Source organism: Streptomyces sp. AA4, from assembly GCF_000158875.1.
In the GTDB taxonomy this organism is placed as follows: Bacteria; Actinomycetota; Actinomycetes; order Mycobacteriales; family Pseudonocardiaceae; genus Amycolatopsis.
The window spans coordinates 7,529,000-7,554,429 of the sequence record NZ_GG657746.1; the positions used below are offsets into that span (position 1 = coordinate 7,529,000).

Genomic DNA, 25,430 nt, shown 5'->3' on the forward strand with positions numbered 1-25,430 from the left:
CGGCGGGCGGGGTGCGGGCAAGCCACGAGACGGTGGGGAGCACGCGAACCGATCAGCCGGGGGTGAGGTGCCCGCGATCGAACCGCCGAACGGTCGCGAGGACGCTCGCCAACCGGTGAAGGGTGCAGCGCCTGCGAGCAAGCCACCGCGCGACGGCGAGCATGTAAACCAACCGACGAGCGGCCAAGCGCGCAAACCCGTCGTCAAACAACGGGCGGCGCGCAGGCGAGCCATCGAACGACGGGGAGCATGCGAGCCGATCAGCCAGTGGTGGCGTGCCCGCGAGCGAACCGCCGAGCGGTCGCGAGCACCCAAGCCACCTGCTGAGCGAACACGAGCGCGCAGGCCAACCGGCGAACAGCCGCGAGCACGCGAGCCAGCCAGCGAGTGGTGACCTGCTCGCGACCGCACCGCCGAGCGGTCGCGAGCACTCCAGCCAGTCATCGATCGCCGAAGTGGCTGCAACCCGACCGGCGAGCGGCGAAGCTCCCCCGAGCCGACCAGCGAGCAAGCCAGCCCAGCCGGGCGGAGCGACGGCGTCCCCATCACGACGCCTCGTACCGGAGCTCTCCGCCCACCGCGGTCCCGAGCACCCGGGCGTCCTCCACAGTGGACAGTGGATCCGCGGACAACACGACGAAGTCCGCGAGCTTCCCGAGTTCCAGTGTGCCGAGGTAGCTCTCCGCGAAGGTCGCGTAGGCCGATCCGTACGTGTAGGCGCGCAGGGCCTCCGCCGGGGTCAGCGCTTCCTCTACCGCGAACGGTTGGCCGGTGGATGTCCGGCGGCGGACCATGTCGGCGAGGCCGAGCAACGGAGCACCGTCGACGACGGGGCGGTCTGAGCTGGCTGGCAGGACGCATCCGGCGTCCAGGACGCTGCGGAGGCGGTAGCACCACGGCACCCGAGCTTCGCCGAGGGCTGCGCGCATGCCGTCGCCCAGTTCGTTGACGAACCGGCCCTGCGGGGACGCGATCAGGCCCAGCGAGGCGAGCCGGGTCAGCTCCGCGGGCGGGAGCACTGCGCAGTGCTCGATGCGGTGCCGGTGGTCGGCGCGCGGGGTGGCGGCGAGGGCGGCTTCGTAGGCGTCCAGGACGACCGTGATGGCTCGGTCGCCGATGGCGTGCGTCGCGATTTGCCAGCCGGCGTCGTGGGCTTGGCGGATGGTGCGCGTCAGCTCGTCCTCGGGCACCTGGAAGTAGCCGCGGTTGTCCGGTTCGCCATCGAACGGTTCGTGCATCGCGCAGGTGCGGCCGACCAGCGAGCCGTCGGCGAAGAGTTTCATCGGGCCGATCCGCAGCCACTCGTCGCCGAGGCCGGTGCGCAGGCCCAGGTCCAGGCCGAAGCCGGCGCCGTCGGGCAGGTCGTGCAGGACGCTCGCGGCGACCATCACCGTGCTGCGCACCCGCAGGACGCCGCGTTCGCGCGCGAGTTGGTACGCGGCCAGTTCCGCCGGGGTCTCGCCGACCAGGCCGCCGCCGATGCCGGCTTCCTGGACGCTCGTGATGCCCTCCGACAGGTACTGCCGGCTCGCCCGGTCGAGGCCGCGGACCACCGATTCGAGCGGCGTCGGGTACGTCAGCGGACGCAGCAGCAACTGCGCCTGCTCGCGCAGCAGGCCGGTCGGCGAGCCGTCGGCGGACTGGACTACGTCGCCGCCGACCGGGACGTTCGCGAGGTCCAGCTGGTCCAGCACCGCGGAGTTGACCAGCGTCATGTGACCGGACGTGTGCTTGAGCCGCACGAGCATGCCGGGCGCGGCGCGGTCGAGGCCGTGCCGGTCCGGATGCCGGCCGCCGGCGAGTTTGTTCTGGTCGTAGCCGCTGCCGACGACCCAGCTCCCGGCGGGCAGCTCGGCCGCGCGCCGCGCCACCGCGTCGTACACCTCGTCGACGCTTCGGCAGTCGCTGAGCGGCACGTCGTCCAGGCCCATGCCGAACCAGGCCATGTGGTTGTGCGCGTCGTGGAACCCGGGCGCGACGAAACCCCCGCCGAGGTCCACCCGGCGGCGGGCGGAGAGCGAGCGCGCGTCGTCGCCCAGCGCCACGATCCGGCCGTGCAGCACCGCCAGCGCGGTGTCGCCGGTGACCAGCCTGGCGTTCTCGTACACCGCGTCAACCTGCATGCCCTGGACACTATCGATCGATCGATCGAACGTCTAGGCTCGCCTCCATGAGCACCGTTGACCTGGCCGTCGAGGGCGGCATCGCGCAGATCCGGCTGAACCGGCCCGAGCGGCTCAACGCCGTCGCGCCCGTGCTGGTGGACGACTTCCTCACCGCACTGGAGGAGGTCGCGCACAGTGCCGCCCGCGTCGTCCTCCTCTCCGGCAACGGCCGCGCCTTCTGCGCCGGGCACGACCTGAAGGAACCCACCCCCGCGGGGGACTCTCGCGCGAGGCTGGAGCGGCTCCAGGACGTCACCCGGAGACTGCGCGCGCTGCGGCAGCCGGTGATCGCCGCGGTCCACGGGTACGCGATCGGCGCGGGCGCGGAGTTCGCGCTGGGCTGCGACCTGATCCTGGCCGCCGAGGACGCGGTGTTCGGGTTCCCCGAGGTGTCGCTGGGGCTGAGCGTCACCGGAGCCGCGTCCAGGCTGCTCCCGCTGCTGGTCGGACCGGTCAAGGCGAAGGAGCTGCTGCTGCTCGGCGACCGGTTCGACGGCCGGCGCGCGCACGACCTCGGCCTCGTCAACGCCGCCGTGCCGGCCGACGAGCTGATGCCGCTCGCGCTCGGCTGGGCCGAGAAGATCGCCCATCACCCGCCGGAGGCCGCCACGATGGCGAAGCGGGCGCTGGACGCCGGGATCGACCACGCCTTCGACTCGGCGCTGGAACTCGAGGTCACCCACGCCCTGATCACCGAGAACTCGGCCGCCGTCCGCGAGTCGACCGAAGCGTTCCGGAGCCGGGCGTGACGCCGCTGCAGCAGGTCGACACCCTGGTCGCGCTGGTCGCGCGCGCCGCGCAGCTCTGGCCGGAGCGCACCGCGTGGATCTTCGACAGCACCGATACCCGGTTCACCTTCGCCGAGGTCGACGACCGCAGCGGACGCCTGGCGAAAGCGCTCCACGACGAAGGCATCCGGGCCGGCGATCGCGTCGCGGTGATGCTCCGCAATGAGCCGGAATTCCCGCTCCTGTGGCTCGCGCTCGCCAAACTCGGCGCAGTTCTGGTCCCGGTCAACATCAACTACCGCGAATTCGACGGCGCCCACGTCCTGCGCCACTCCGGCGCGCGCCTCGCGGTGGCCGCCGAAGAGTTCGTGGAACTGCTGGAGAAAATCGCGCCGGAAACGGCCGTGGAACGCGTCGTCACGCCGGACGCGCTGAAGTCGGAAACGCGGTACGAACCGGAATCGGTGGTCGCCGAGCAGCCGGTGAACATCCAGTACACCTCCGGCACCACCGGCGCGCCGAAGGGCTGCGTGCTGCCGCACCGCTACTGGACCACGCTCGCGATCGGACTCGCCACCGACTTTCCCGCCGTCGGCGAGGACGACGTCCTGCTTACCGCGCAACCGTTCCACTACATTGATCCACAGTGGAACGTCGCGCTCGCGCTGGCCGCCGGGGCGACGCTCGTCGTGCTGGACCGGTTCCACCCCTCCACGTTCTGGGAGAAGGTCCGCGAGCACGAGGTCACCTGGTTCTACTGCCTCGGCCTGATGCCGACGCTGCTGCTGCGCCAGCCGCCGCATCCGGACGACCGGAACCACCGCGTCCGCGCGATCAGCGCGTCGGCGATCCCGCCCGACCTGCACGCTCAGCTGGAGCAGCGCTGGGGCGTGCCGTGGTACGAGGCGTTCGGGATGACCGAGACCGGCGGCGACATCCGGGTCTCCGAGTCCGATCACGACGCCGCGGTGGGCGCCGGCTGCATCGGACGGCCGACCCGCGACCGCGAGGTGATGATCGCCGGACCGGACGGGAAACCGTTGCCGCGCGGGGAAACCGGCGAACTGCTGATCCGCGGCATCGGGCTCATGCACGGCTACCACGAGGATCCCGAAGCGACCGCGCGCGCCTTCGCCGGCGGCTGGTTCCACACCGGCGACCTCGCGCGGATGGACGCCGAGGGCCGCGTCTACTATCTCGGCCGCACCAAGGACATGATCCGCCGCAGCGGCGAGAACATCTCCGCCGACGAGGTCGAGCGCGCGCTCCTGCAGCATCCGAAAGTACGGCTCGCGGCCGTGCTCGCGGTGCCGGACGACCTGCGCGGCGAGGAAGTGAAGGCGTACGTCGTGTGCGGCGAGGACCGGCCGTCGCCCGAGGAGCTGGCGGAGTTCTGCGCGCAGCAACTGGCGTACTTCAAGGTGCCGAGGTTCTGGACGTTCGCCGACGACCTGCCGCGCACGCCGTCCGAACGCGTCGCGAAGGGCGAACTGCGGAAGGTCGCCGACCTCCGCGCCGGATCCTGGGACCGCAGCACCGGGGAGTGGCTGTGAGCAGCGCCGAACGCGTACGAGCGGCGGCCGTGAAACTGTTCGCCAGCAAGGGTTTCCACGGCACAGGCATTCGGGATCTGGCCCAGGAGGCCGAACTTTCTTCGGCGAGCCTCTACCACTACATGGGCACCAAGGAAGATCTTCTCGTCGAGATCATGACGACCTCGCTGCACCGCCTGATCGACGCGGTCGCGAAGGCCACCGCGGGCAGCGACGATCCGGTGGTCCGGATGCGCACGCTGGTCGCGCTGCACGTCCTCGCCCACGCCGCCCAGCCGGGCGAAACCCGGGTGGTGGACAACGAAGTCGACGCGCTTTCGGCTCCGGCGCGTGCCCGGGTCGTCGCGCTGCGGGACGAATACGAGCGGTTCTGGGCGAAGGCGATCGAAGACGGCGCCGCGGCAAACGTGTTCCACACCGCACACCCGACCGTGACGCGGCTCGCTTTGCTGGAAATGTGCAGCGGCGTGGCCAGGTGGTATTCCCCGAAGGGCCCGCTTCGGCTGGAAGACCTGGCCACGCACTACGCGGAGCTGGCATTACGGGCGCTCGGACATCCGGTCGCGGTGCGTGCGCACGACCTCCGGCAATGCCTCGAAGTGGTCGCCCAGGTGTGGGACTTGCCTGTCCAAGAGGGCTTTTAGCGCCCTACGCCTTGCTCAGACGGCGAACGTGGGGGACGCTCGAAGGGTGACTGAGCAAACGATCCAACTCGAACTGGACGACTCCGGTCTCTCTCCTGGCCTGCCCGCGCCTTCAAACCCGCGCGATCAGGTCCAGGACGTGCCGTATCGACCAGTCGAGTTTCGTGACGACGACCTGCCCAGCGCGCTCGAGCGCTGTGCAGTATGGCTGCGCCAAGCGCAGGAGTGGCTGGGAGAACCGCTCGACGTCCTCGCGATCCACCTAGACTACGACGAGCGACAGGGTTCGCCCTACTACGACGTGAAGCTGCTGTGCAATGAGGAAGACCTAGCCGGGGTCCCCATCGCCATGCGCAACAAAGACAAGTCGTAGCACTCGTTAATCCAGCCGCGAAGGCCCTCTCGGACTCCGAGGGGGCCTTCGCCGCGTCCGGGATAGGGGCATGACAAACCGCGGCGCGCCCCGGCAAGATCGGAGGCGGACGAGGAGGGGTGCCGGTGACCGAAATCGTGGTGCGCTGGTCCGAACCGCTGCCTGCGGAGGACCGCTACCTGAAGCTGCTCGACGACCTGGAGAGAGGCCGCTACGACGCGTACCGGCTCGAAATCGACCAGCGCCGCTTCCTGACCGGCCGGGTGCTCGCGAAAACCCTCGTCGCGGAACGGCTCGGCGGCGCGGCGGAGTCCGTGCGCTTCGACGCGACCTGCGAAGACTGCGGCAAACCGCACGGCCGTCCGCGCGTGCCGGGCTCGGACCTCGTGCTGTCGATCTCGCATTCGGGCAATCTGATCGGTCTCGCGGTCACTGACGGGGTGCCGGTAGGCCTCGACGTCGAAACGGCCAGCCGGAAGGCGGACGCCTCGCTCGTGGAGTACGCGCTGAGCCCAGCCGAACGGGAGGCCGTCGCGGGCCTGTCGGACGAGGAGCGTTCCGCGGCTTTCTTCATCTACTGGACGCGCAAGGAAGCGGTGATGAAGGCCACCGGCAAGGGCCTGAAGATCCCGCTCCAGAGCATCACGTTCTCCCGCTACGACGCCCCGGCCGAGCTGGTGACGTCCGGCGACGAAGCACTCGACCCGGCGCGGACCCGCCTCGCCGACCTCAAAGCGGCTGACGGCCATCGCGCGGCGGTCGCGGCGTTGACCTCGGACAGCCTGAGCCTCACTGAGGAGCACTGGCTGCCGTAAGCCTCACGACGCGCTGTCGTCCAGCCCCATCGCCCCCAGCAGCGTGCGGAACTTCGCGATCGTCTCCCGGTACTCGACATCCGGATCCGACGCGGGCACGATCCCGCCGCCCGCGAACAGCCGCATCGAGCGCGAGGCCACCTCGGCGCACCGGATCGCGACCGCCCATTCGCCGTCTCCCGACGCGTCTACCCAGCCGACCGCGCCCGCGTAGTAGCCGCGGTCGAACGGTTCCAGTTCCTGCACCAGGTCGCGCGCGGGGACGGTCGGGGTGCCGCAGACGGCGGGCGTCGGGTGCATCGCGGCGGCGAGGTCGAGAGCGGTCACTGAGCGGTCCGCCAGCTCGCCGGTGATGGACGTCCGGAGGTGCCAGATCGCGGGCGTGGAGACCAGCTCAGGGCCCGCGGGGACGTCGAGTTTCCGGCAGAACGGCCGCAGCGACTCCACGACGTAGTCGATCACCAGATCGTGCTCCTCCCGGTCCTTCGCGGACGCGAGGAGGGCTTCGCCGTTGGCCCGGTCGGTCTCGGGGTCGGCCGAACGCGGCATCGACCCGGCGTGCGGGGTCGTGAACACGGAGTCGCCGGCGCGGGAAAGCAGCAGCTCAGGGGTGGCCCCGACGAGGGTGCGGCCGCCGGGCAGTTCGGCGGCGTACGTGAAGTGGCGCGGGTTGCCGCGCGCGAGGTTGCGGACGATCCCCTCGACCGGGATCGGCTCGGCGAATTCGAGTTCGAGCGCGCGGGCCAGCACGGCTTTGCGCAGGTCACGGTCGCGCAGAGCGGCGACGGCGGCACGCACGTTCTCGCGATGGCCGTCCGCGGACGGAAGCCGCCGGGTGGCCGCGGGAGCGGGCAGGTCGGCGGCGGGCGGCGCGGGCGGGGTCTCGGCGCCCGTCTGGGCGCGATGCACCGTCCGGGGCAGCACGAGGTGCCCCGGCGAGGCAGCGCCGGGTCCGGTGTCGAACGGCAGCACGCCGACGGCGAGCGGCACGCCGGACCGGTCCAGCTCGGCGGCTGCCGAGCGGGCCAGGCGGCGCGGGTCGGCGTCGGTGACGGTCCCGAGCGCACCGCGGGCGAGCAGGGCGCGCCGGGCGGTCGCGAACAGGAAGTCGCCGCGCTGGTAGCGGACGGTGGTCTCGGCCGGGGTCGCCGGCGCGGTACTGGTCGTCACTCCACCAGCGTCTCAGGATCCGGGAGCGCCGCGGGGAAAGTGTCGCCGGTGCAACACCTCGCGCCACCTTCCCCGCGGCCGCCGGATCGGCGTTACTTGAGCGCGTCGATCAGCGCTTCGCGCTGCCGTTCGCCGAGGCCGGCGGCCCGGCGGTCGGGGTCGATCCCCGCCTGCTCGAGCAGTGCGGCGACCTTGACCGCGCCCAGGCCGGGCACCGCCTTGAGGAGCTGCGTGACCTTCGTCTTGCCGATGGTCTTGTTCTCCTTGGCCTGCTTGAGCACCGACTCGATGCTCTCCTTGCCGGACTTGATCGAAGCGAGCAGCTCCGAGCGCGCCTTACGAGCCTCTGCCGCCTTGGCGAGGGCCTCGGCGCGCTGCTCCGGAGTCAACGTGGGCAGAGCCAACGTAATGTCCTTTCCTCTCAGGTCTCCGCTTTCGCGGCCGACGGTCTCAGCCGATGCTTGCAGCTGCAAGCGCTGGCCAGCCGTCACTTACCACGGCCCCAGTAAACGCCACGTGCCCGCAGTACGCGCAACCGACACGCACTTATCACCCGTCGACGGGCGCGGCGGACCTGCGTGAGGGGACCCCTCGCGACCTGTGGAAACGGCCTCGAAGGGCTCATTTCCGCCCCCATTACCTCACCCGAACGGGAGTCTATTTCAACGCAGTTAACACAAGGCGTTTTCTTGCCCCGCAACAGGAATCGCGACAGAAGTGGATCATGAAAGCGCGGGGCCGCCACCCGAAGGCGGGAGAGGGCCGACAAGCCGTTACCGAACTTGTTCGTGCCCGATCCGGCGGATCCGCATTAGAGTCGGGCGCACCCCAGTTCACCGGCGAACGAGCACCACGGGAGTCACCCATGTTGAGCACGATGCAGGACGGACAGCTGTCGCTCGCGAAGCTGCTGCGCCACGGCACGAAGGTGCACGCGAAGAGCGAAGTCGTCACCTGGACCGGTTCAGAAGCCCGCCGGGAGACCTATGCGGAGCTCGGCAAGCACGCCGCCCGGCTGGCGAACGCGCTGCGCGGCCTCGGCGTCACCGGCGACCAGCGAGTCGGCACGTTCATGTGGAACAACGCCGAGCACCTCGCCGCCTACCTGGCAGTGCCCGCCATGGGCGCGGTGCTGCACACGCTGAACATCCGGCTGTTCCCGGAGCAGCTGGTCTTCGTGGCGAACCACGCGGAAGACCACGTCATCATCGTCGACGGCACGCTCGTGCCGCTGCTCGCGAGCAACCTGCCGGGGATGAAGACGGTCAAGCACGTAGTCGTGGCCAACGGCGACGCGTCCGCGCTGACCGCGCCCGAGGGCGTCACCGTGCACTCCTACGACGAGCTGCTCGCCGCGCAGTCCGACGAGTTCGACTGGCCGGAGATCGACGAGCGGTCCGCGGCCGCGATGTGCTACACGTCCGGCACCACGGGCGACCCGAAGGGCGTCGTCTACTCGCACCGGTCGATCTGGCTGCACTCGATGCAGGTCTGCATGACCGACAGCATGCGGCTCGCCCAGGAGGACCTGGCGCTCGCCATCGTGCCGATGTTCCACGCGATGTCGTGGGGCCTGCCGTACGCGGCGATGATGGTCGGCGCGTCGCTGCTCATGCCGGACCGGTTCCTGCAGCCCGCCCCGATCGCCGCGCTGCTGGCCGCGGAGAAGCCGACCTTCGCCGCCGCGGTGCCGACGATCTGGCAGGGCCTGCTCGCCCACCTGGACGCGAACCCGCAGGACATCAGCCACGTGCGCGAGGTGGTCGTCGGCGGGTCGGCCGCCCCGCCGTCGCTGATGCACGCCTTCGAGGAGCGCTACCACGTGCCGATCCTGCACGCATGGGGCATGACCGAGACGTCGCCGCTGGGCAGCGTCGCGCGTCCGCCGGCCAGCGCGACCGGCGAGGAGCGCTGGGCCTACCGCTACACCCAGGGCCGCTTCCCGGCGTCCGTCGCGGCCCGGCTGATCGGCGACAACGGCGAGGAACTGCCGTGGGACAACGAGGCGGTCGGCGAGCTGGAGGTGTCCGGTCCGTGGATCGCGGGCGCCTACCACGGCGGCTCCGACATCGACCCGGAGAAGTTCCACGACGGCTGGCTGCGCACCGGCGACGTCGGCAAGATCAGCCCGGACGGCTTCCTGACGCTGACCGACCGCGCCAAGGACGTGATCAAGTCCGGCGGCGAATGGATCTCGTCGGTGGACCTGGAGAACGCGGTGATGGGCCATCCGGCGGTCGCCGAGGCGGCGGTGGTCGGCATCCCGGACGAGAAATGGGACGAACGCCCGCTGGTCGCCGTCGTGGTGAAGGAGGGCCAGCAGGCCACCGCCGAGGAACTGCGCGACTACCTGTCGGACAAGGTCGCGAAGTGGCAGCTGCCGGAGAACTGGACGTTCGTGGAGGAGGTGCCCAAGACGAGCGTCGGCAAGTTCGACAAGAAGCGGCTGCGCGCGTCCTACTCCGAGGGAAAGCTCGACATCTCACACCTCTGAGCGGTAAATCTCCGGCGAGTTGTCGGCCTGGGAAGGGCTTCGTAAGGGAATCTTGATCCCGGCAAGGAGCCCTTCCCAGCACGTCGGAGGAGAACTGGGGATGCAGCAGCGGAGCAGGAGGTCGTTCCTGTCGTTGGCGGGGACGGCGGCGGTGGGCGCGGTCGCGGCCGCGTGCGGGTCGAACACCGGGCGTCCGGGGGATCCGCCGCCGTCCACGGCGATGTCGGCGGGAGCCACGACCCCGACGCAAGCCCCGAAGGTGACGCTGCAGCAGTGGTACCACGCCTACGGCGAGGACGGCGTCCAGGAAGCCGTCAAGAACTACGCGGCCAGCTATCCGGGCGCGAAGGTCAACGTCGTGTGGAACCCGGGCGACTACGACTCGAAGATCGTCACCGCGCTGCAGAACAGCCCGGTGCCGGACGTGTTCGAGGCGCAGGTGAAGATCGACTGGGTCCGGCAGAACCAGGTGGTGGCGCTCGACGACATCATCGGGCCGGTCAAGAACGACTTCAGCCCCGCCGTGCTCGCCGCGCAGACCGTGGAGGGCAAGGTCTACGGCATTCCGCAGGCCACCGACACGCAGGTCCTCTTCTACCGCAAGAGCATGCTGCAGGCCGCGGGCGTGCAGCCGCCGCAGACGGTGGACGAGCTGATCGACGCCGCGGGCAAGCTGACGAAGGACGGCGTGAAGGGCTTCTTCGCGGGCAATGACGGCGGCGTCGGCACGCTCACCGGACCGTTGCTGTGGTCGGCCGGGCTGGACTACCTCAAGAACGACAACCGCGAGGTCGGCTTCGACGATCCGCGTGCGGCCGCCGCGTTCAGCAAGCTGCACACGTTGAACGCCAGCGGTTCCCTGCTGCTCGGCGCGCCTGCCGACTGGTCGGACCCGGGCGCGTTCGTCGACGGGCTCTGCGCGATGCAGTGGACCGGGCTGTGGAACGTCCCGAAGATCCGCGACGCGCTCAACGACGACTTCGGCGTGCTGCCGTTCCCGAAGCTGGACGACAGCGGCAAGCCGTCGGTGCCGGTCGGCGCGTACGGCGCGATGGTCAACGCGAAGAGCGCGCATGTCAACGAGGCCAAGGCGTTCGTGAAGTGGCTGTGGATCGACCAGACCGACAGCCAGCTGGAGTTCGCCACCCGCTACGGCTTCCACGTGCCCGCCCGGCAGAGCCTGATCGACAAGGCGCAGACGCTGCAGAGCGGCCCGGCCGCGGACGTGGTGAACTTCGTCAAGGAGAACAGCCACCTCGTCGGCGGTCCGGTGTGGACGCAGACGTCGAACACGGCGCTGTCGGACGCGGTCGCGAAGATCGCCAAGGAGGGCGCGGACCCGGTGGCGCAGACGAAGGCCGCGGTCACCGTCGCGCAGTCCGAGCTGAAACGCCTGTTCGGATGAAGCTGTCCCGGAAAACCCGGGACACGCTGGCGTTCTGGGGGTTCGTGGGTCCGTTCCTGCTCGGCCTGGCGATTTTCGCCTACGTGCCGATCGGGTGGAGCCTGTACCTGTCGTTCTTCGACGCGCGCAACACCGTCACCCCCAGCGTCTTCGTCGGACTGGACAACTACGCGCAGATGCTTTCCGACGGCCCGTTCGTCGCGAGCCTCGGCACGTTCAGCGTGTTCGCACTGTTCATCGTGCCGCTGACGTTCGTGCTGTCGCTGGCCTTGGCGGTCGGCGTGAACCAGCTGCGGTTCGCGCGGGCGTTCTTCCGTTCGGTGTTCTTCCTGCCGTTCGCGTGTTCGTACGTGGTGGCGTCGCTGATCTGGAAGACGTCGCTGTTCTCCGGCGTCCGCTACGGGCTCGCGAACACGGTCCTCGGCGTCTTCGGCATCGACCCGGTGGCGTGGACCGGCACCGTGCACCCGCCGCTGTACTGGGTGGTGCTGGTGACCGCGCGGCTGTGGCTGCAGCTCGGCTTCTACATGATCCTGTTCCTCGCCGCGCTGCAACGGATTCCGCAGCACCTGTACGAGGCGGCGTGGCTCGACGGCGCGAAGCCGGGCTGGCAGGTTTTCCGGCACATCACGCTGCCGCAGTTGCGCGCGACGTCGGTGGCCGTGCTGCTGCTGAACCTGATCAACGCCTATCAGGCGTTCGACGAGTTCTACAACATCATGGGCGATTCCCGGGGTTATCCGCCGTTCGCGCGGCCGCCGCTGGTGTACCTCTACTACACCTCCCTCGGCTCCGGCGGACAGGACCTGGGCCGCGGCAGCGCGGGCGCGGTCATCCTGGCACTGCTGATCGCCATGGTGACTCTCTTGCAGGGCAAGCTTTTCCGGTTCGATCGGAGCGCGACATGATCCGCGCGGTGCTTCGCTGGACGGCTCTCCTCGTGTCCGCGATCCTGTTCCTGCTGCCGTTCTACCTGTTGCTGCGCAACGGTCTCGCGTCCCGCGCGGAGCTCACCGCGCCCGGCTGGACGCTGTGGCCGAAGCAGATCCACTGGGAGAATTTCGCGAAGCTGTTCCACCAGCAGGACGTGCCGTTCGCGCGCAGCATCGTGAACTCGGTCGTCGTCGCGGTGCTGCAAACGGTCGGCCTGCTGGTGGTGTGCTCCCTCGCCGGCTACGGCTTGGCGCGGGTGCCGTACCGCTACTCGAAGCCGGTGTTCTACGCGGTGCTGGCGACGCTGATGATCCCGACGTCGGTGACGTTCGTCCCGAGTTTCGTCGTGGTCTCGACGCTGGGCTGGCTCTCGGACTTCCGCGGCCTGGTCATCCCCGGCTTGTTCAGCGCGTTCAGCGTCTTCCTCTTCCGGCAGTACTTCCTCGACTTCCCGAAGGAACTGGAAGACGCCGGCCGCGTCGACGGGCTGTCCCGCTGGGGCGTCTTCCGCAAGATCGTGGTGCCGAACTCGCTCGGCTTCTTCGCCGCGATCGCGGTGATCACCGTGATCGGCAGCTGGAACGCGTTCCTGTGGCCGCTGATCATCGCGCAGTCGCCGGACTCGTGGACGGTGCAGGTCGCGCTGTCCGGGCTGCTGACCGCGCAGAACCCGCAGCTGAACCTGCTGTTCCTGGCCGCGGTGCTGTCGATCGTCCCGATCGTGCTGCTCTTCGCGTTCCTCCAGCGATATCTGGTACGCGGGGTCACCGAATCCGGGTTGAAAGGCTGAAAACCGTCACATCGGCCGTCGAGCGCGCGTAACGTTTCGCCGTTAGCCACCGACGACTCACCGTCGCGACAGTCGCAGCAGGAGTGCACCCATGACGGACCCGTATCAGCAGCAGCCCTACCCCGGCCAGGACCCGACGGGCCATCCGTCCGGGCCGGTGCCCGCGCCTGGGTATCCGTCTACTCCTGGGTACGGGCAGCCGCCGGTGCCGTATGGGGCGCCGATGTACGGGGCGCCGTATGCGGCTCAGTACGCGACGCCGTTGAAGACCAGCGGGCTCGCGGTGGCTGGGATGGTCGTCGGGATTGTCGCGCTGATCTTTTTCTGGGTGCCGTTTTTTGATGTGGTCGCTGCTATTACGGCTATCGGGTTGTCTTGGGCTGGGATGGTTCAAGCCGGCAAGCCTGGGTGGACTGGGCAGGGGATGGGGATCGCCGGGCTGGTCTGCGGGATTTTGGCGGCTATTCCGGCGGTGATTTTCTTGATTTGGTTCTTTGTTTCTTTGTCTGCTGTTGGGGCTACTTGCGCGTTTTATTGCTGAGGGTTTTTTGGGTTCGGCTCGTCGCCTGGCGGCGACATTGCCGGTTGATGGTTGCGTGGGGCACCCCGAAGTCTGATTGTGCTGACGGTTCGGGGGTGCTTCGTATCGGGGTTGGGGGAGGGCTGGGTGCCACGCTGTTTGAGCGCACTGGCTGCGGTTTTCTGCGCGACTCTGGCGTTGCTCCTTTGAGTGGGGCGGCGGGCGGGTAGCGCCCCAATGTGGCATTGGGTGCATGTGATGCACCCAATGTGGCGTTCGGTGCATGTGACGCACCCAATGTGGCGTTCGGTGCGTGCGATGCACCCAATGTGGCGTTCGGTGCGTCTGACGCACCCAATGTGGCATTGGGTGCGCGGGATGCGCCCAATGCGGCGGTGCGGGGAGATCTCGGCGGCGTCGCCGGGGAAGCGGTCCGTGAAGGGCTCCTTGAGGGAATCTAATTCCCTCAAGGAGTCCTTCACGTCCGACGGAGGGGTCGTGAGGGGAACCCTAAGGAACTCTGAGTCCGTGAAGGTGGCCCTCACGGACGGACCGCGCCGCAGGAGACGGATCTTGCCCTCCGTTCGGCGGTAGTGGGTGCCTTGCCCTTGTGACAGAGTCTCCCCCGTTGTCACGGCAAATGTGAGAGACCTTCACGTTCTGCTTCGGCTTAGTTCACCGGATCGTCATGGGCGTCCGGAAGCGTGCGAGGTCCGGCGAGGACGGGGAGTAAGGACCATGGCGGAGCTGACCAGACGGGCGTTCACCACCGCGGGCGTGGCTGGAGTGGGGTTGTTGCTCTGCACCCCGACGGCGAACGCGCTGGACCGGGCGTTGCGGCGGACTGCGCAGCGGGCCGTGCGGACCACCGGCACGACGCTGGAGCAGGCTGCGTATGGGGCGGATACGGGGTATTCGCGGCTGTCCGCCGGGCCGGGGTGGCCGGTCGCGGTTCGGGCCGATCTCGTCGAGGCCAAGGCTGGGCGCGACGACCGGCGGACTGCGCTCGGGGCGTTCGTGCAGTTCACCGACCTGCATATCACCGACACCGAATCGCCTGCTCGGTTCGAGTATCTGCATCCGTTCATCGCGTCCGCGCACCGGCCCCAGGAAACGTTGGGGACCGTCGCGACCAGTGCGCTCGTCAAGCGGGTCAACAGTCTCCGCGCGGGGCCGTTCACCGGGCGGCAGTTCGACTTCGTCATGACCACCGGCGACAACACCGACAACCACGAGCTGATCGAGCTCGACTGGTTCCTCACCACGCTCAACGGCGGCGCGATCACGCCCAACTCCGGCGACCCGAACCGCTACGAGGGCGTCCAGGCATCCGGCAATCTGGCGTTCTGGAACCCGGACAGGCAGCTCGCCGACGACTACACCAGGAAGGGCTTTCCGCAGATCCCCGGCCTGCTCGAGGCGGGCATCGCGCCCTTCACCGCGCCTGGGCTGAATCTGCCGTGGTACTGCACGTTCGGCAACCACGACGACAGCGTCGTCGGCACGCTGCCGGAGGGCATCCCGGGCATCGAAGGCTGGTACACCGGCAAGTACAAGGTCATCGGCAAGGACGAGAGCAGCGCGCGCAAGCTCGGCACCGCCATCCAGAACGGCCAGAGTGTGCCGCTCAGTGAGCTGTTCGGCGGCGGTACCGTCCGCGAGGTCACGCCGGATCCGCGGCGGCGGCCGTTCAGCACCTCGGAGTTCGTCAAGGCGCATCTGGCCGCGAAGAACACCGGGCCGGGTCCGGTCGGGCACGGGTTCACCGACGCCAACTCCGACGGGCGCAACGTCTACTACACCTTCCGGATCGCGCCTGGGGTCACCGGCATCAGCCTCGACACGACTACGCAGGGCGGGCTCGCCGACGGGTCGATCGGGCTCGCGCAGTTCAACTGGGTCGAGGCGACGCTCAAGCGCAACAGCTCGACGTACTACGACTTCTTCGGCCGCAAGGTCACGCATTCCGTCACCGACGAGCTGTTCGTCCTCTTCAGCCACCACACCAGCGGCACGATGGGCAACCTCCTGCCCGACATGCGCAATCTGCTGGACCCTCGGCTGAACGGCGACACCTTCGTCGCGATGCTGCAGCGCTTCCCGAACGTCGTCGCGTGGGTCAACGGGCACACCCACCTCAACAAGATCACCCCGCACGTCGGCAAAACCCCGGTGCAGAGCTTCTGGGAGATCAACACCGCCAGCCACATCGACTTCCCGCAGCACGCACGGATCATCGAGCTGGCCGACAACCATGACGGCACGCTCTCGCTGTTCACCACGCTCATCGAGGCCGACGCCCCGTACGCCGTGGACTACTCCGCCCACACCCCCGAGGCACTCGCTTCGATGTACCGCGAGTTCTCCTACAACGACATCCACGCGAACCTCAGCCACGTCGGCGAGACGGGCGACCGCAATACCGAGCTGCTGCTGACTAACCCGCTCAGCTGATTACCCGCGAGGTAATCGACGCCACGCGCCCGGCTGCGGTTGACTGCTCGGCATGACCGACGTCGAAGGCACGCAGCTGTTCCACAAAACGATGCCGTTCAGCGAGCGGCTCGGCATCGAGGTGCTGGAGCACGGCCCGCACCTGGTCCGCAGCCGGCTCGCGTGGGACGAATCGCTGTGCACGCTCGGCGGCGTGCTGCACGGCGGGGCCCTGATGGCGCTGGCCGATTCGACCGGAGCCGTCTGCGCGTTCCTCAATCTTCCCGAGGGCGCGCAGGGCACGACCACGCTGGAGTCCAAGACGAACTTCCTGCGCGGCGTCCGTTCGGGGTACGCCACCGCGTCGTCCAGACCACTGCACACCGGGCGCCGCGTGGTGGTCGTCGAGACCGAGATCCATGACGACGACGGCAAACTGGCCGCGAAAATCACCCAGACGCAAGCAGTGTTGTAGCGGCGGCCCTTTACTTACCCGCCCCGGAAGGCGAAAATCTTTGGCTACCACTGGGGTCTGGGGACGGAGCCGGAATGCGGGTTCGCGGGTTGGTCACGTTACTGTCCATCGTCATGCTCACGGCTGGTGCGGCGCAGGCCGCCGCGGAACCGCGGCACGCGCGTAACGACGAGGCCATCGACTACCACGAGTGGTCGTCCGGCTCGTTCTTCGCGGGCCGGCTCGACGGGCTCGGCTTCGGCTACGGCGGCCTGCGGATCACGCATCCGGCGGGCAGCGTCGCGCACACCGAACCGGGGCTCGGCACCACGCGCACCTACGACTACGGCACGTGGACGTCGCCGAAGTACCGGCAGGGCTTCGACGCGACGCAGCTGATCGCGTCGTGGAACGCGCGCACCCCGGCGAAGACGTGGCTGGAGGTGCAGGCCCGCGGCCGGACCTCGGCGGGGACCGAAACCGCGTGGTACACGATGGGCCGCTGGGCCAGCGGGGACGGCGACATCCACCGCACCAGCGTCGACGGGCAGAGCGACGACAACGCCTCGGTCGACGTCGACACGCTCGCCACGAAGGCGGGCGTCACGCTGCGTTCGTACCAGCTGCGCGTGATGCTCTACCGCGAGCAGGGTTCGCCGACCACGCCGACGCTGTCCTCGCTCGGCGCGATGACCTCGAACGTGCCGGACCGGTTCGACGTACAGACCACCAAGCCCGGCCGGGCGCGCGGGATCGAGCTGAAGGTGCCGCCGTTCGCCCAGAACATCCACAAAGGACAGTTCCCGCAGTACGGCGGCGGCGGGGAGGCGTGGTGCAGCCCGACGTCGACCGAGATGGTCGCCGAATACTGGGGCCGCAAGCCGAGCGCGGAGCAGATGGACTGGATCCCGGCGGATTACCAGGACCGCTCGGTGGTTTATGCCGCGCGCGGCACCTACGACTACGCGTACGACGGCACCGGCAACTGGCCGTTCAACACCGCGTACGCCGCTTCGCTCGGCTTGCGCGGGCACATCACCCGGCTGCACGACCTGAACGAACTCGAGGACTACATCGCGCGCGGCATTCCGGTGATCACGTCGCAGTCGTTCCTGGCGAGTGAACTGGACGGCGCGGGCTACGGCACGGCCGGGCACCTGATGGTCGTGGTCGGCTTCACCCAGTCGGGCGATGTAATTGCCAACGACCCAGCGTCCAGCTCCGACGACCGCGTGCGGACGGTGTACAAGCGGGACCAGTTCGAGAAGATCTGGCAGCGCACGAAGCGGCACACCGAGAGCGGCGCGGTGGCTGGCGGGCCGGGCGGAGTGGTTTACCTGATCACGCCGTGAGGCGCTGAGCAGGTGGCTCGTGAGTGGCGAAGCCGGTTCTCACCGGCCTGAACACTCACGAGGCTGGCCTATGGCGAGATGCGCATGATCCGTGATTAGCTGCCCGCGAGAACGCCGTCGCGGGTGAAAGGTTGTGCGCATGCCGTACGAGGTCCAGGGAGTGGTGTCGCGGGCCAAGGGTGAGCCGGTCACGCTCGAGACGGTCGTGGTGCCCGATCCCGGGCCTGGCGAGGCCGTCGTGTCGGTGCAGGCGTGCGGGGTCTGCCACACCGACCTGCACTATCGCCAGGGCGGGATCAACGACGAGTTCCCGTTCCTGCTCGGGCACGAGGCCGCGGGGCGGGTGGACAAGGTCGGCGCGGGCGTCACCGACCTCGCGCCCGGCGACTACGTCATCCTCAACTGGCGCGCGGTCTGCGGCACCTGCCGGGCCTGCAAACGCGGCAAGCCTTGGTACTGCTTCTCGACTTTCAACGCCGAGCAGCCGATGACGCTCACCGACGGCACGAAGCTCTCCCCCGCGCTGGGCGTCGGGGCCTTCCTCGAGAAGACTCTCGTCCACAGTGGACAGTGCACGAAGGTCGACGAGCGCGCTGAGCCCGCCGTTGCCGGGTTGCTGGGCTGCGGCGTGATGGCCGGGCTCGGCGCGGCGATCAACACCGGCGCGGTCGGGCGCGGCGATTCGGTCGCGGTGATCGGCTGCGGCGGCGTCGGCGACGCGGCCGTCGCGGGTGCGCGGCTGGCCGGGGCGACCACGATCGTCGCGATCGACACCGACGACCGGAAACTCCAGTGGGCCAAGGACTTCGGGGCCACGCACACGGTCAACAGCCGGGGCCTCAGCGAGGAGGACGTGGTCGCCGCGATGCAGGACGCGACGAACTCGTTCGGCCCGGACGTCGTGATCGACGCGGTCGGGCGGCCGGAGACCTGGCGGCAGGCGTTCTACGGCCGCGACCTCGCCGGCACCGTCGTGCTGGTCGGCGTGCCCACGCCGGACATGAAGCTCAACGACCTGCCGCTGATCGACTTCTTCTCGCGCGGCGGTTCGCTGAAGTCGTCGTGGTACGGCGACTGCCTGCCGTCGCGGGACTTCCCGATGCTGGTCGACCTGTACCTGCAGGGCAGGCTGCCGCTGGACAAATTCGTCACGGAGCGGATCGGCGTCGACGGCGTGGAGCAGGCTTTCGAGCGAATGCACCACGGCGACGTGCTGCGCAGCGTGGTGGAGTTCTGATCCTTTTCGCCGACGCGGACTATCCGGCCGACCCGTACCCGGGCACGCGGCCGGACTGTTCGTTCGTGCACCTCGACGGCGCGGGCCACGCGTTGGACACCGCGCCGCCGGGGTGGCGTTCCCGCACGCCGCTGCTCGCGTACGGGTCGAACGCGTGCCCGTCGAAGATCACTTGGCTGCGCACCCAGCTCGGCCTGACCGGACCGGTCGTCGCGGCGCGTGTGCAGTGCACCGGGCTCGCCGCGGTGTGGGCCGCCGGGCTGCGGCAACGTGACGGCCAGCGCCCGGCAACGCTCACCGCGCTGCCGGGCGTGACGGAGGACCACTTCGTCTGGTTCGCGACGCCGGAACAGCTGGCGGTGCTGGACATCTGCGAGGGCCGCGGCAATCGGTACGACCTGGCGACGCTGGACCACGCCGACATCCGCCTCGACGGCGTGCTGCTCTCCGGCGTGCACGCGTACGTCGGGGCCTCGCCGATCAGATACCCGTTGCTGGTCAACGGATCCCCGGTCCGCGTCGCCGACGTCAACCAAGCCGACGCGGCGGCGCTCGTCGGCGAACCAGCGGCCGGGCACGGTCTCGCCTGCACCGTCTTGCCGCCGGAAAAGACCTTCAGCTGACTCGCGGATCCGGAATCGCGCGCACGGTAAGGAAACCCAGCGGCTCCCGCGTCAACCGGGCATGTCGCTCCGGATCGACCGAAGCGGCTTCGGCAGGCGGACGTCCTTCACGCAGTTGCTCGATCAGGAACCCGGCCTCGCGCAGTTCCGCGCAGGTGCGTTCCAGCGGAGCCAGCCAGTACCGCACTTTCCAGCCGCGGCTCCAGACCTCCTCGATGACCCGGACGTCGAAGTAATTGCCGCCGTGCCGCAGCCAATCGCCGGTCGGATGCTGCCTCGACAGCACCAGCGCCCCGCCCGGCCGCAGCACCCGGCGGAACTCGCGCAGCGCACCCACCCGGTTGTCCACGTACTCCAGCGCGAGGGCGAACAGCACCTGGTCCACCGACGCGTCCGGCAGCCAGGTCAGCGGTTCGGCCAGATCCTGGACGCGGAACTCGCCCTCCGGAACCCGTTCGCGGCTCAGTTCGACCATGCGAGGGCTGAGGTCGAACCCGGTCACTCGCGCGCCGCGGGCGGTCAGTTCTTCGGCGTAGAGGCCGGGACCGCACGCGGCGTCGAGGACGTGCTGCCCGGCGACGTCGCCTAGCAATTCCAGGCAGGCCGGACGGTCGTAGTGCGCGTTGTAGAACCCGTTCTGCGCGTGGTCGAGGAATTCGTCGGCGAACACTTCGTATTGCGGAAAGGAACCCACTGCATCGCTCACCCGCGCCAGTCTGCCCGCGCGGGCGCGTTCAGCCGAGCAGTTTTCCGGGGTTCAGGATCCCGGTCGGGTCCACCGCGGACTTGGCCGCGCGCAGCACGTCCAACCCGATCCGGCCGATCTCCGCCTCCAGGTACGGCGCGTGGTCGACCCCGACCGCGTGGTGGTGGCTGATCGTCCCGATCCCGGTGATCGCCTCGCACGCCGCCGCCTTCGCGCGCTGCCACTGTCCGACCGGATCGGTGTCGTCGCGCGAGGTCAGCACGGTGAAGTACAGCGACGCGCCGGTTTCGTAGGCGTGCGAAACGTGGCACATCACGATCGCCCGGCCCAGCGAGGCCACCAAAGCCGCGCGCACCGCGTCGTGCAGTTCGTCCAAATTGGACCAATAGGCGGCGGTCTCCAGGGTTTCCACGCACACCCCGAGGTCCAGCAACGCATCGCGCTGGCGTGGTCCGTTGAACCGGCCGTGCCGCCAGGACTCGCCGAGCACCTTGCCGATCCGCACGGCCCCGGAACACTTCAGCATCGCGGACGTCCGCCGCCGGCGCCGGGCCACGTCGCCTTCCCAGCCGACGATCAGCAGACACGGGTTCTTGACCCGGCGCGCCGCCAGGTAGGTCTTCAGTGCCGTGGTCTTCAGCCCGGCGTTGAGCGAGAACGACACGTTCGTTTCGTCCACATCGGACAGCCGGGTGACGTCCGCCAGCGCGTGGTCCTGCGCGAGCTTGCGCACCGCCGCCGCTCCGGCCTCCCAGCCATCGACGATCCAGCCCTCGTAATGCCGCTGCTCGGGCAACGGCCGGACGCGCAGGGCGACCTCGGTGATCACGCCGAGCGTGCCCTCGCTGCCGACCGCGAGCTGCCGCAGATCCGGCCCGGCCGCGGACGCCGGCGCGACGCCGAGCCGCCACTCGCCCTTGGGCGTGGCCAGCCGGACCCCGGCGACCATGTCCTCGAACCGGCCGTAACCGGACGACGCCTGGCCTGCCGAACGCGTCGCCGCGAACCCGCCGATGGTGGCGCGTTCGAACGACTGCGGCACGTGGCCGAGCGTGTAGCCGTGCGCCGCGAGCAGCCGCTCCGCCTCGGGGCCGCGCACGCCAGCCTGCAGGACCGCGATCCGCGACACCGGGTCCACCGACACCAGCTCGTCGAGCCGCACCAGGTCCAGCACGACGACCGCCGCCTTGTCGCCGCGCAGCGCCGCGACCCCGCCGACCACCGAGGTGCCGCCGCCGAACGGGACCACGCCGATGTCGTGCCGCACGCAGAGGTCCAGCACGGCCTGCACCTCGTCCGGGTCCGCGGGCAGCAGCACCGCGTCCGGCACCGGCACCTCGTCGCCCGTCCGCGCGTGCAGCAGGTCCAGATAGGACAGACCGCCGGTGCGGCCGAGCCGTTCCTGAGGATCGACCAGCACGTGGTCCGCACCGAGAAGGTCCTCGAACTCGGTACGGACGGGCACCGTCAGCGCGGACTCGGCGACCGGACGGACCGCGGCGGTTTTCCCGCCTCGATCCGGGCCGACCTGGCCGATACGCTGGCTGAGCCACCGGACCGCGCGATCGGGCAGACCGGCCGCGGCCGAGCCCTCCTCGGTCCACGAACGCCGGATGCGGTGGTTGATGAGATCGCTCACGACTACAGTGTGACACATGGACGTCAAACGTCACTCCCGCCCGGGAGCGGCCCCCTCCGCGCTCGCGGACGCCCGCAGCCGCCCGACCTCGGCTCGCGTCGCCGACGACGAGCTTCTCGACGCCGCGCGCCAGTGCGTGCTCGCGGTCGGCGTGCGGCGCACCACGCTGGCCGAAATCGCCCGAACCGCGCAGGTCAGCCGCATGACGGTGTACCGGCGGTTCCCCGATGTCCGCAGTGTGCTCGCCGCGCTGATGACGCGCGAGTTCAGCGGACTGCTGCAGCGGGTGAACGAGACCGGCGACCAGACGGCGCACGCGCGCGACCGCATCGTGCACCTGGCGGCGGCCAGCGTCGGCGCGCTCTCGGCCGACCCGCTGTTCCGGACGCTGCTGGACGTCGACGCCGAACTGGTGCTGCCGTACATCGTCGAGCGGCTGGGTGCGACGCAGCATTTCGCCGAGCACGTGCTCCGAAGCCTGCTCGAAGAAGGTCACCGAGACGGCTCGGTGCGCGTCGCCGGGGTCGCCGCGCAGGCGCGCTCGGTGCTGCTGGTCGTGCAGTCGTTCGCGTTCTCGCTGCGCCCGGCCACCGCCGACGTCGACGAGGCCGCCTTGCTCGCCGAATTCCGGCACCTGGTCGAAGCGGGGTTGAAACCATGAGCACCGGATCCCTCAACGCGCGCCGCCGCGAACGCGAACTGTCCCGGCTGGTCGACGGTGAACGAGTCGACGTCCTCGTGGTCGGCGGCGGGGTCACCGGCGCGGGCATCGCACTCGACGCGGCCGCGCGGGGTCTCTCCGTCGCGCTGGTCGAGGCGCACGACCTCGCGTTCGGCACGTCGCGCTGGTCCAGCAAGCTCGTGCACGGCGGACTGCGGTACCTCGCGAAGGGCGAACTCGGCCTTGCCCACGAGAGCGCCGTGGAGCGCGGGATTCTCCTGACGCGCACCGCGCCGCACCTCACGCGCGCGATGCCGCAGCTTTTTCCGCTCTACCCGGGTACTTCCGCCGCGCAGCAGGCTTTGATCGCCGCCGGCCTCCGGGCCGGTGACGGCTTGCGGCGGGCCGCGCGTACGCCGTCGTCCGTGCTGCCTGCGCCGCGCCGGATCCCCGCTGCCGAGGCGCTGGCCCTCTCCCCTGGCCTCGCTCCCGGCGGACTACGCGGTGCGCTGCTGGCGTACGACGGTGCTTTGGTCGATGACGCACGTCTCGTGGTCAGCATCGCCCGCACCGCGGCCTTGCTCGGCGCTCGGATTCTCACGCGGTTGTCGGCGGTTTCCTTGTCTGGCAACGAAGCGCAGGTAAGTGATGGGACCTCGTCGTACACGCTTCGCGCGCGGCAGGTCATCAACGCGACCGGCGTCTGGGCGGACAGGCTGACCGATTCCGTCCAGCTGCGGCCTTCCCGTGGGTCGCACCTGGTGCTCGCGCCGGACACCGTGCGGGTCGGAGCCACGTCGGTCAACATCCCGGTCCCGGGCGAGACCAATCGGTTCGTGTTCCTGCTGCCGCAGCTCGACGGTCGGGTCTACTTAGGACTCACCGACGAACCCGTATCCGGCGGAGTCCCGGACGTCCCCACTGTTCCGGAGTCCGATGTGGACTTCCTGCTCTCGACTGCTTCCTCGGTGCTGAACCGCCCGTTGACCGCCGCGGACGTGCTCGGCTCGTACGCCGGATTGCGCCCGCTCGTCTCCGGTTCCGCCGGACGCAGCGCGGACCTGTCCCGGAAACACGCGGTGATCACCGGCTCGGACGGTGTGCTCACGGTGGTCGGCGGGAAGCTGACGACGTATCGGCGCATGGCCGAGGACGCCGTCGACGCCGCCTTGACGCACGCCGGATTGCCCGCAGGCCCTTCGCGGACCGCCAAACTGCCGCTGCTCGGTGCCGCCCCACGCTCGCGACTGTCGCTTGTGGACGCTCCGGCGCGGTTGGTGGCCAAGTACGGCACCGAAGCACCGCGCGTCGCGGCGCTCGGCGAATTGGAACCGGAATTCGCCGCCCCGCTGTGCGACTCGACGGAAATCACCGCGGCGGAGGTGGTGTGGGCGGTCCGCCACGAAGGCGCGACGACGGTCGAGGACGTCCTCGAACGCCGCACCCGGCTGGCCCTCGTCCCCGCCGACGCCGAAGCCGCACGGGATCGGGTGGCCGAACTGGTGGAGAAAGCACTGGCCGGACTGTCCTGACCCGACCCAGCGCAGCCCCAATGTGGCATTGGGTGCGTCAGACGCACCGAACGCCACATTGGGTGCGTCACATGCACCCAATGCCACATTGGGGTCAGCACCACGAACGGGTGGTTGTCGCGGTATTCACGCACGAGGGGACCACTCGCACACGTTTTACTCGCGCATTTCTTGCCGACAGCACAACCTGGACAGATGCGCAAAGGAAACTGGGAGCGGCACCCCGTGCTGCACGAAACCGCGGGGAAAGTTGTCAGAGCCGCCGAACTCGAAGAACTGGGCATGTCCAGGAGCAGCATCTACCGGCGCTGCCTTCCAGGCGGACCCTGGCGTCGGATTCTTCCCGGCGTCGTGCTGCTTCTGCCGTGCGAACCTGACGCTCCGCAGCGAATCGAAGCGGCGTTGTTGAGGGCCGGTCCCGATGCGATGGTGACGGGCCTGTGGGCGGCACGGCTGCACGGGCTGAACCAGATCCCCGAACCAGACCAGATTCACCTGTTGGTTCCAGAGAAGCGGGAAGTAAGCAGCGTGGGCTTCATGGTCGTGGAACGCACCACTCGGCTTCCCCAGGCTGTGGTCAGGAGTGGAGTTCCGGTAGCACCCGCGTATCGAGCCGTACTGGACGCAGCGCGGCGAATCCGCGATTTCGATGCCGTCCGGTCGCTCTTGGCCGAGTCTGTGCAGCGACGGCGTTGCACCCTGGAACAGCTTAGTCGCGAGCTAAGCCGCGGAAGCCAGCGCGGCTCTGCTCTGCCCCGTCGCGCGCTGATCGCACTTCTGGCAGGAACGCAGTCCATAGCGGAGGCCGACGCTTGGGAAATCTGCAAAAGAACAGGCCTTCCTGAAGCCGAATGGAACGTCGTAGTCACCACCGGCACTGGCGAGTTCGTGGCCAGACCTGATGCGTGGTGGGACGAGGTGGCGTTTGCCTGGGAGATCGACTCACGGGCCTGGCACGAGAAATGGGACGACTACTCCGCCACACTCCAGCGGAACGCTCGCTACGCCGCCGCGGGCATTGTCGTACTCCAGACGCTTCCGATCAGATTGCGTACTGAGCCAGACCAGGTGGCGGCAGAACTTCGCGCCGCGCACGAAGCTGCGGCACGCCGCCCACGTCCCTCTGTAATCCGTCATCGCGCGGCCTGAGCGTGGCGTGCCCCAATGTGGCATTGGGTGCGTCAGACGCACCGAACGCCACAT

Annotated in this window: 23 protein-coding genes; 18 read left to right on the top strand and 5 right to left on the bottom strand. The window is 69.2% G+C overall.

The window, feature by feature from the left end; all coding sequences use genetic code 11:
• Positions 1–545: 545 nt before the first annotated feature.
• A complete protein-coding gene (locus tag SSMG_RS34245; protein ID WP_009083742.1) occupies positions 546–2,123 on the bottom strand; it encodes an amidohydrolase in 1,578 nt (525 codons plus the stop codon).
• A gap of 47 nt (positions 2,124–2,170) precedes the next feature.
• On the opposite strand from SSMG_RS34245, the gene SSMG_RS34250 reads away from it, so the two are divergent.
• The 5 genes from SSMG_RS34250 (at position 2,171) to SSMG_RS34270 (ending at position 6,278) form a co-directional block, all read left to right on the top strand.
• Positions 2,171–2,914 (top strand): enoyl-CoA hydratase/isomerase family protein, encoded by a 744-nt coding sequence (locus SSMG_RS34250; protein ID WP_009083745.1) that lies wholly within the window; start codon positions 2,171–2,173, stop codon positions 2,912–2,914.
• The gene (locus SSMG_RS34255; protein WP_009083747.1) at positions 2,911–4,446 is read left to right on the top strand and encodes an ATP-dependent acyl-CoA ligase; all 1,536 of its coding nucleotides are present in this window, start codon (positions 2,911–2,913) and stop codon (positions 4,444–4,446) included. The genes SSMG_RS34250 and SSMG_RS34255 overlap by 4 nt, the downstream gene beginning before the upstream one ends.
• On the top strand, positions 4,443–5,090 hold the full coding sequence (locus SSMG_RS34260) for a TetR/AcrR family transcriptional regulator (RefSeq protein ID WP_009083749.1): 648 nt from the start codon (positions 4,443–4,445) through the stop codon (positions 5,088–5,090). The genes SSMG_RS34255 and SSMG_RS34260 overlap by 4 nt, the downstream gene beginning before the upstream one ends.
• Positions 5,091–5,136: 46 nt before the next feature.
• Entirely contained in the window at positions 5,137–5,463 is a 327-nt protein-coding gene (locus SSMG_RS34265) for a hypothetical protein (RefSeq protein ID WP_009083750.1), read from the top strand.
• Between the two features lie 125 nt (positions 5,464–5,588).
• On the top strand, positions 5,589–6,278 hold the full coding sequence (locus tag SSMG_RS34270) for a 4'-phosphopantetheinyl transferase superfamily protein (protein ID WP_037718473.1): 690 nt from the start codon (positions 5,589–5,591) through the stop codon (positions 6,276–6,278).
• A gap of 3 nt (positions 6,279–6,281) precedes the next feature.
• On the opposite strand, the gene SSMG_RS34275 is transcribed toward SSMG_RS34270, so the two are convergent.
• Together SSMG_RS34275 and mihF are read right to left on the bottom strand one after the other, a co-directional pair.
• Positions 6,282–7,448, bottom strand: a complete 1,167-nt coding sequence (locus SSMG_RS34275; protein ID WP_009083754.1) for an isochorismate synthase MenF — start codon at positions 7,446–7,448, stop codon at positions 6,282–6,284.
• A gap of 92 nt (positions 7,449–7,540) precedes the next feature.
• Positions 7,541–7,852: an integration host factor, actinobacterial type gene (gene mihF / locus SSMG_RS34280; protein ID WP_050788348.1), complete on the bottom strand. Its 312-nt coding sequence runs from the start codon at positions 7,850–7,852 to the stop codon at positions 7,541–7,543.
• 461 nt (positions 7,853–8,313) lie between these two features.
• Here mihF and SSMG_RS34285 point away from each other — a divergent pair, with 461 nt between their 5' ends.
• From SSMG_RS34285 to SSMG_RS34330, 10 genes are all read left to right on the top strand, one after another.
• A complete protein-coding gene (locus SSMG_RS34285; protein ID WP_009083756.1) occupies positions 8,314–9,942 on the top strand; it encodes a long-chain fatty acid--CoA ligase in 1,629 nt (542 codons plus the stop codon).
• 100 nt (positions 9,943–10,042) lie between these two features.
• A complete protein-coding gene (locus SSMG_RS34290; RefSeq protein ID WP_009083757.1) occupies positions 10,043–11,347 on the top strand; it encodes an ABC transporter substrate-binding protein in 1,305 nt (434 codons plus the stop codon).
• Positions 11,344–12,255, top strand: coding sequence for a carbohydrate ABC transporter permease (locus SSMG_RS34295; RefSeq protein WP_009083758.1), 912 nt, complete (start codon positions 11,344–11,346; stop codon positions 12,253–12,255). Before SSMG_RS34290 ends, SSMG_RS34295 begins: the two co-directional genes overlap by 4 nt.
• Positions 12,252–13,070, top strand: a complete 819-nt coding sequence (locus SSMG_RS34300; RefSeq protein WP_009083759.1) for a carbohydrate ABC transporter permease — start codon at positions 12,252–12,254, stop codon at positions 13,068–13,070. The genes SSMG_RS34295 and SSMG_RS34300 overlap by 4 nt, the downstream gene beginning before the upstream one ends.
• Before the next feature lie 91 nt (positions 13,071–13,161).
• On the top strand, positions 13,162–13,611 hold the full coding sequence (locus tag SSMG_RS34305) for a DUF4190 domain-containing protein (protein ID WP_009083760.1): 450 nt from the start codon (positions 13,162–13,164) through the stop codon (positions 13,609–13,611).
• A gap of 717 nt (positions 13,612–14,328) precedes the next feature.
• A complete protein-coding gene (locus SSMG_RS34310) occupies positions 14,329–16,044 on the top strand; it encodes a TIGR03767 family metallophosphoesterase (protein ID WP_037715774.1) in 1,716 nt (571 codons plus the stop codon).
• A 52-nt stretch (positions 16,045–16,096) separates the two neighbouring features.
• Complete coding sequence (locus SSMG_RS34315; RefSeq protein WP_009083763.1) at positions 16,097–16,498, top strand: PaaI family thioesterase; 402 nt, start codon at positions 16,097–16,099, stop codon at positions 16,496–16,498.
• A gap of 113 nt (positions 16,499–16,611) precedes the next feature.
• Positions 16,612–17,829, top strand: a complete 1,218-nt coding sequence (locus SSMG_RS34320) for a peptidase C39 family protein (protein ID WP_199786066.1) — start codon at positions 16,612–16,614, stop codon at positions 17,827–17,829.
• A gap of 139 nt (positions 17,830–17,968) precedes the next feature.
• Positions 17,969–19,066, top strand: coding sequence for an S-(hydroxymethyl)mycothiol dehydrogenase (locus SSMG_RS34325; protein WP_009083766.1), 1,098 nt, complete (start codon positions 17,969–17,971; stop codon positions 19,064–19,066).
• 65 nt (positions 19,067–19,131) lie between these two features.
• Positions 19,132–19,689, top strand: a complete 558-nt coding sequence (locus SSMG_RS34330; protein ID WP_009083768.1) for a hypothetical protein — start codon at positions 19,132–19,134, stop codon at positions 19,687–19,689.
• Here SSMG_RS34330 and SSMG_RS34335 read toward each other — a convergent pair.
• Positions 19,682–20,395: a class I SAM-dependent methyltransferase gene (locus tag SSMG_RS34335; protein WP_009083770.1), complete on the bottom strand. Its 714-nt coding sequence runs from the start codon at positions 20,393–20,395 to the stop codon at positions 19,682–19,684. The genes SSMG_RS34330 and SSMG_RS34335 overlap by 8 nt on opposite strands.
• A gap of 28 nt (positions 20,396–20,423) precedes the next feature.
• On the bottom strand, positions 20,424–22,034 hold the full coding sequence (locus tag SSMG_RS34340) for an FAD-binding oxidoreductase (RefSeq protein ID WP_199786067.1): 1,611 nt from the start codon (positions 22,032–22,034) through the stop codon (positions 20,424–20,426).
• A gap of 16 nt (positions 22,035–22,050) precedes the next feature.
• Between SSMG_RS34340 and SSMG_RS34345 the strand changes: the two genes are divergently transcribed.
• The 3 genes from SSMG_RS34345 to SSMG_RS44015 all read left to right on the top strand — a co-directional run bounded on the left by SSMG_RS34345 (position 22,051) and on the right by SSMG_RS44015 (position 25,376).
• Positions 22,051–22,695, top strand: coding sequence for a TetR/AcrR family transcriptional regulator (locus SSMG_RS34345; RefSeq protein WP_009083771.1), 645 nt, complete (start codon positions 22,051–22,053; stop codon positions 22,693–22,695).
• Entirely contained in the window at positions 22,692–24,227 is a 1,536-nt protein-coding gene (locus SSMG_RS34350) for a glycerol-3-phosphate dehydrogenase/oxidase (RefSeq protein ID WP_009083773.1), read from the top strand. The genes SSMG_RS34345 and SSMG_RS34350 overlap by 4 nt, the downstream gene beginning before the upstream one ends.
• Positions 24,228–24,422: 195 nt before the next feature.
• Entirely contained in the window at positions 24,423–25,376 is a 954-nt protein-coding gene (locus SSMG_RS44015; RefSeq protein ID WP_199786068.1) for a hypothetical protein, read from the top strand.
• Positions 25,377–25,430 lie beyond the last annotated feature (54 nt).